The 6,625-nt window shown below is 70.1% G+C and carries 6 protein-coding genes; 2 read left to right on the top strand and 4 right to left on the bottom strand.

Annotated elements, in window-relative coordinates; translation table 11 throughout:
- Positions 1 to 111 precede the first annotated feature (111 nt).
- Entirely contained in the window at positions 112 to 837 is a 726-nt protein-coding gene (locus AB0K05_RS44335; protein ID WP_364237856.1) for a helix-turn-helix domain-containing protein, read from the bottom strand.
- Between the two features lie 66 nt (positions 838 to 903).
- Complete coding sequence (locus tag AB0K05_RS44330) at positions 904 to 1,356, bottom strand: hypothetical protein (RefSeq protein ID WP_364237854.1); 453 nt, start codon at positions 1,354 to 1,356, stop codon at positions 904 to 906.
- 107 nt (positions 1,357 to 1,463) lie between these two features.
- On the opposite strand from AB0K05_RS44330, the gene AB0K05_RS44325 reads away from it, so the two are divergent.
- Together AB0K05_RS44325 and AB0K05_RS44320 are read left to right on the top strand one after the other, a co-directional pair.
- Complete coding sequence (locus tag AB0K05_RS44325) at positions 1,464 to 2,081, top strand: hypothetical protein (protein WP_364237852.1); 618 nt, start codon at positions 1,464 to 1,466, stop codon at positions 2,079 to 2,081.
- Positions 2,082 to 2,210: 129 nt separating this feature from the next.
- Positions 2,211 to 4,619, top strand: coding sequence for an NB-ARC domain-containing protein (locus AB0K05_RS44320; RefSeq protein ID WP_364237850.1), 2,409 nt, complete (start codon positions 2,211 to 2,213; stop codon positions 4,617 to 4,619).
- 21 nt (positions 4,620 to 4,640) lie between these two features.
- On the opposite strand, the gene AB0K05_RS44315 is transcribed toward AB0K05_RS44320, so the two are convergent.
- Positions 4,641 to 5,045: an ATP-binding protein gene (locus AB0K05_RS44315; protein WP_364237847.1), complete on the bottom strand. Its 405-nt coding sequence runs from the start codon at positions 5,043 to 5,045 to the stop codon at positions 4,641 to 4,643.
- 186 nt (positions 5,046 to 5,231) lie between these two features.
- Positions 5,232 to 6,470 (bottom strand): hypothetical protein, encoded by a 1,239-nt coding sequence (locus tag AB0K05_RS44310; RefSeq protein ID WP_364237844.1) that lies wholly within the window; start codon positions 6,468 to 6,470, stop codon positions 5,232 to 5,234.
- Between the last annotated feature and the right edge of the window lie 155 nt (positions 6,471 to 6,625).

The raw sequence follows: 6,625 nt of genomic DNA, 5'->3' as shown, positions 1-6,625 counted from the left end.
GCGCCTTCACCGGCAACCTCTGGATGCCGCCGGTCGCACTCGAAGCCTGATCAGCACCTATCACCCAGCGTCACAGAACCTTCTGATTGCTTACGACGAGGGAGCTGGATTTCAGTCACGGGGGGTTGCTTCCAGGAGTTGGTTGATGATCTGGAGGGCGGTGCGGCGGGAGCGCGGATCGCCGCTGTCGAGAAGATCCGCCGCGACCACCGCGACCGGCATCACGTCACGACCGAGAACAACGGAAAGTTTTTTATCGGTTACAGAGGGAAACCGTAGCACCAGGTTGCCCGACGGGCTGGTGTCGAGGTGGAACTCCTGTTGAAGCAGTCGCCAGGTCTGGTGACTGAGATAAGCCTCCGCCTCCTCCGCCGCGATGAGGTCTAGCCCATGTTGAGCGGTCGCGGAGACCCCAGAAGGGACAACCCTGTCCCATTGCAAGATCTCGTTCAGGTATGCAGGCCGGACACGAACCCGGTAGACGGCGGCGCGAGCCTTCGCCAGCCTGTCCCAGTTCTCGGCAGGGCTCCGAGCGATCAACCCCTTGAGGTTGTGGCGCTGCTTCGGCGACATCCCCAGCGCTGCGGTGAGTTCGATCCAGTTGACCGTCCCCAGGTCGCTCAACAAGGCCGCCCATGCGGACCGTGGCACCAACGGCCGCCCCGGCCGACGTCGGGTGGTCGACAAGAGCCGCTGGACGGAGAGGGGGTCGACAAGCCGCGTACGGCCCGCCATCCGGTAGGCCAACTCCCCCGATCTGGCCAAGGCATTGACGCGCCCGGCCGTCACTCCGAGCAGGCCTGCCGCCTCATCACTAGTCAGCCAGTCCTCTGGCATACCATCAACTATAACGCTGGCGCATTAATTGATGGGATGCCACTCCGGCTGCGAACATGATCTCGGTCAGGCTGCCAGAGCCGTCTCCAGGTAAGTGATGTCGCTGGTGGCCACGTACAGGCGCCAGCTCAGCAGGCCGTGGCGCGTCACGATGGTGACGCGGACGCCGGCGGTGGCGAGCCAGGCGACGAGGTCGGCGAAGTAGCCGTCGCCCGAGCCGATGAAGACCCGTTCGAAGCGCAGGTCGATGCGGTCGCCGACCGCCGTCTCCGTCAGCACGCTGTCGGCGCCGTCCGGGCCCGAGCGGGTCAGGATCTGGGCTCCGCGGATCCCGCGGCCGACCTCGACCAGTGAGCGGGGGTTGACACCGACGACGAACTGGTCCAGGGGGCCGACCGGCACCCGCTGCCGGTACTCGGTCATCGTCTGCTCCACCTCCGCCATGGTCGGCAGGGGGGACGCCGTCAGGTTCTCGATGTCCAGTAAGTGAATCGCACGCCCGTCACGCAGGGATCGCATCGCCCGCACCCTCCTCGGCTGCATAGCTTCGAAGGCGGCAGCACGCGATCAGTCGTACTCTTACCGACGGAGTCCGGTCGGCGTTCCCCGCTACGGAGAACACCCCCATGAATGACGAGTTCAGCCGGAGTGACATCGGGCTCGCTCGCAGGCGGGCGATGTCTCTCGCCAAGGAGTCACGGTACGGCGACGCGGCGGACGTACTCGCCGAGGTCGCCGCTCCGGCGAGCCACAACCTGGGGGTGGCCGACCCGGATGTGATCGGCCTGCGCTGGCAGCTCGCGAACGTCCTGTTCGACGGCCAAAACCATCGGCGGGCCGCGCGCGAGTTCCAGCAGATCGCGGACGACCTGCTCCGGCAGGCCGAGCCTGACCACGAGCAGATATCCCACTGCAAGCTGCAGGAAGCGACCTGTCACGTTCACGCGGGCGATCCTGAGCTCGCGCTCCACATCATGCGGGAGCTGCTGGCAGATGATATGAGCCGCTTCCCCGAGGACGACGCGCGCCTCCTGGAACTGCGTCGCCAGATAGGCGAGCTGGAGGTCAGCGTCGGTGCCGCCGACAAGGCCCGCGCGACGCTGACGGACTTGCGGGACGACCTCAACAGGCTCTACGGCCCGGATCACGGCGCGACGATCCGTGTGTCCGAGCTGCTCGCAAGCCTGCCCCCGACGGAAGCCGTCCTCAGCCGGCCTCGCGGAGCGGCTGAAGACGAACGCTGAGACGCAGATCAAGAGCCTCGGCAAGACGTTCCATCTTGAGGATCTTGGGCACCGTGCGGCCGGAACCCCGGTACCACCACGCCTGGTGCTCAGCCCGGGGGCCGGACGCTCGTGCGTTAGCCTCGCGGCATGATCGTCGATCAGGGCGGGTTCGCGGTGCTGCTCCGGCGGCACCGGATCCGCCTCCAGCTCACTCAGGAGGAGCTCGCCGAGCGGGCCGGCGTCAGCTCGCGGTCGATCGGTGAGATGGAGCGGGGGCGCAGCCCGAGGACCCGGACGGTGGAACTGCTCGCCGTCGCGCTGGAGCTCGCCGGGGACGAGCGGGACGAGTTCCTCGGCGCGGGGCGGGCGCTTTCCTGGGCCGGCCGGGCGGCGGCCAGGGGCCGTGATCCAGGGATGCCGGGGCAGGGGTGGGCCGCGCCCGCGCAGCTTCCCGCCGACACCACCGACTTCACCGGCCGCGAAGAGGAGATCGCCGCCGCCGTGGGGGCGCTGAGTGAGAAGGCCGGCACGGCTCCGCGGATCGCCGTGGTCGCGGGCGCGCCGGGCATCGGCAAGACGGTCTTCGCCGTCCACGTGGCGCACCGGGTGCTGTCCCGTTTCTCCGGCTGCCAGCTGTTCGCCAATCTGCGCGGCGCGGACCCGACGCCGGCCGGGCCGGCGGAGGTGCTCGCCGGGTTCCTGCGGGCGCTGGGGGTGGACAGCGGGGCGATCCCCGAGGACCTGGACGAGCGCGCCGCTCTCTACCGCTCGCTGCTGACGCGCCGGGAGGCGCTCGTCGTGCTCGACAACGCCGCGAACGAGGACCAGGTCCGGCCCCTGCTGCCCGGTTCGGCGGATTGCGCGGCGCTGGTGACCTCGCGCAGGCGGCTGACCGGCCTGGGCGCGCAGGCGGTGATCGGCCTGCGCGTGTTCAGCGAGGAGGAGTCGGTCGAGCTCCTCGGGCGCGTCGCCGGAACCGGGCGGGTCTCGGACGACGCCGAGAGCGCCCGCGAGGTGGCGCGGCTGTGCGGCGGGCTGCCGCTCGCGCTGCGCATCGCGGGCGCCCGGCTCGCGGCCCGGCCGCACCGCGGGTTGCACGAGCTCGCCCGGGGGCTGGCGGACGAGCACCGGCGGCTGGATCTGCTGTCCTACTCCGACCTCACCGTACGAGCCAGCTTCGATCTGGGCCACCAGGCACTGAGCGAGCAGGAACGGCGGCTGCTGCGGCGTCTGGCGGCACTCGACGTCCCCGACTTCCCGCTGTGGCTGGCCGCCGCGGTCGGCGAGACGGATCACGCCGAGGCCGAGGAGCTGATGGAACGACTGGCCGAGAGCAACTGGGTGCAGCCGCTCAACCGGGATCGCGTCGGGCAGATGAGATACGGCATGCACGACCTCGTCCGCGCGTACGGCCGGGAGCGGATGGCGGAGAGCGAGCCGGGAACCGACGGCGTCCGGGCCGCGGCCAGATACGTGATCGGCCTGGCCAACGCGGCGCGGGAGGCGGACCGCGGCCAGGAGTACCAACTGCGGCTGGCCCGGGAGGTCGCCGCCGACGTGGACCCGGAGATCCTGGCTTTTCCGGCACGGCACGGGGTCGGCTGGCTGGAGGCCGAGTCGGCGACGATGAACGGGCTGGTGACGCAGACGTTCGCGCTGGGGCTGTTCGACGAGTGCTGGGCGGTCGCCCTTGCGGGCTGCTGGTTGGGCGCCGTACAGAACGCTCTCGGCGAGTACACGGACCTGCTCGGCACCGCGCGGCAGGCGGCGCGACGATCGGGCGACAGGCGGGTGGAGGCGCTGGTCGTCACCCTGCTCGGGGAGTCGAGCATGATCTGCGGAGACCACCGGGAGGCCGACGCGCAGTACGCGTGGGCCGAGCGGGTCTTCTTGGAGCTGGACGAGGAGCACGGCCTGGTCGAGCTGTGGAAGGCCCGCGCGGTGATGGATCGCGCGCGTGGCGACTTCGACAGCGCCATGCGCCGCAGCCTGTGGAGTCGTGAGGCCGCGCGCCGCGTGGGGGACGATCACGCGGAGTCCATCGCGCTGCGCGGCATCGCCCAGATCCACCTGGCCGAACGACGTTTCGACGAGGCGCTGCCGTACCTCATGGAGTCCCTGGCCGTGGCGTCGCGTAGCGCGAAGCCCTGGCAGCGGCTCCCCGTGCTGCTCTGGCTGGGCGAGGCCTACCGGCTGATGGGGCGGCTGGACGACGCGCGCACCGCGTTCCTCACGGTCGTCGATTCCGTGGCGAACGTGCGCGACGACGGCGGCGAGGCCTATGCCCGGCTGGGCCTCGGCCAGGCCGCCACCGACGCCGGCGACTACGAGGAGGCCGACGCCCAGCTGGGGCTCGCAGCGGAGCTCGCGGCCGCCTTCCGGATCCAGAACGTCCTGCTGAGGACCCGGCTGGCCATCGCCGAGGTCAGGATGCGCACCGGACAGCCCGCCGAGGCCGTGCGGATCGTCGAGGAGGCGCTGCCGGAGATCGACGACATGGGCGCGGCTCCCTTACGCGCCCAGGCCGAGGACCTGCTCAGCCGTGCCGGCCGATGACGATCGTGGTCACCGTCACCGTCACCGGCAGTGAGCCTTGGGCACGACCGCCGTCACGGTGGTGCCCTCGCCGGGCACGCTGTTGACCGACAGCGACCCGCCGGCCTCGGCCAGCGCCGCCTCCATGCGGGCGACGCCCCGGCCCACCCGCGCGAGCTCGAAGCCCTTGCCGTGGTCGCTGACCGTCATCCGCAGGCCGCCGCGGCCCGTCGTGACGGCGATCGACACCGTCGTGGCCCCGCTGTGCTTCTCCACGTTGTCGAGCGCCTCGGCCAGCGCCTCCAGAACCACCTTGGCGACCAGCGGCGCCACGTCGGCCGCGGGCAGCGCCCACACCTCCACCGCGATCCCCGTGCGCCGCGACCATTCGGCCAGGTCGCCCTCAAGGGCTCCGGCCAGGCTCTCACCCCCGCGTATGCGCGTCACTTCCGTCACCGCTCCACGCCTTTCCATGGAACACCCCTTCTCCGAGTGATCACATGAAAGCCCACGCTCGCCCGGCCGCACCAGGACGTTACGCCTGACGTTTCGTCGGACATGGCTCTCCGGAACCGGCGAACGGACCTGGCCTGGGATGGCAGGCCAGGTCCGGGAGATGAGCGTGCCGCTGCCTCAGCGGCCGTAGCGGCTCTTCAAGTGGCGCCACCAGTCGCGGAACATCCACGCGTCGAAGTCCGTGATCGACGACGCGCTGCCCGCCTTCATCAGGAAGCAGCACACCCCGGACGGCGTCCAGTCGTAGAAGTCGTCCAGCCCGAACGAGTGGCCGATCTCGTGCAGCAGGATGTGCATGTTGTCGGCGTCCAGGTTGGCCATGTAGTACTCGCTGCCGAGCCGCTGGCCCCAGTCGCCGCCCGCGCCGCCGCCCATGCCGGCGGTGAGCCACAGGGACATGTCGTAGTGGCGCGCCGCGCCGCCGGGGCAGTTCGGGTAGGTGCCGTTCTGGTTGAAGAAGCGCCCGCAGGCGGCGACGCACTGGGGGGCGTTCTCGCGGATGTCGCCGACGTAGATGTCGACGGAGTTGTCCGTCCACTGGAGCTGGTTGCGGTCGCGTACGGCCCAGCCGACGACCTTCACGGGGACGTTCGTGTACGGCCAGCCCTCCTGGCCCGCCATCACGTCCATCCACTTCTTGAACTGGCGGGCCAGCGTGGCGTGGATGCGGTCGCGCTGGGCGGCCGTCACCGTGGCGCTGGAGTCCCAGCGGACGCAGTAGTTGATGGATCCGCCGTTGGCCATGATCTGGTCCCAGCCGTAGTTGCGGAATCCGTACAGGTTCGGGTACGTGCTCTCGACGTGCTGCCAGACCTCGTTGAGCGGGGTGACGAGGTTGGCCGGCGGGTTCCAGGGAGTCGAGGGGTTGCCGTCGTCGCCGATCGCCTTGACCTCCAGGAGGCCGACGGACGCGGCGCCGCTCTGCAGGACGACGCGCAGCCGCACGGTGCTGATCTGGGAGAAGGTCACGCGGTTGTAGGCGTTGACGGCGGTGGGGTAGGTGCCGGGAACGTCGATGTACGAGCCGCCGCTCCAGCGCTGGAGCTTCCACGAGGCGGGGACTCGTACGCCGCCGTTGTCGTCGAAGAAGTAGACCTCGGCGGAGGTGATCGTCTGGGCCGTGGGCCAGGTCAGTTCGGCCCACTGGGTGCCGGTCTGGGGCCAGGTGCCCCAGCGGGCGTTGGCGGTGTCGTTGGAGCGCGGCGGGTCGACGCCGTCGTTGATCGCGTTGACGCTCTCCCAGGGCGAGGTGTACGAGGCCGAGGGGGTCGCCGCGGTGGCCAGGTTCACGGGGGCGGCGTTGGCGGGGAGCGCGGGGAGAAGTAAGAGGGTGAGGATGATGGCGAGGAGTCTCATGGGTCTCCTTGTGTTATCGCTAACATCACGTGCCGGGGAAGGTCGCCCCTCCCCGGCACTTGCGGGCTACCGGTAGGTGATGTCGGACGAGGAGTACAGGCAGTTGACGCCGTCGGCGCCTTCGCCGATCTTGGTGGGCTCGCTGCCCTTGGGCA

This window comes from Nonomuraea sp. NPDC049486, from assembly GCF_040676925.1.
In the GTDB taxonomy this organism is placed as follows: domain Bacteria; phylum Actinomycetota; class Actinomycetes; order Streptosporangiales; family Streptosporangiaceae; genus Nonomuraea; species Nonomuraea ferruginea.
The sequence above is the reverse complement of the archived record's forward strand: the minus strand, read 5'-3'. Positions and strand labels throughout refer to the sequence as shown.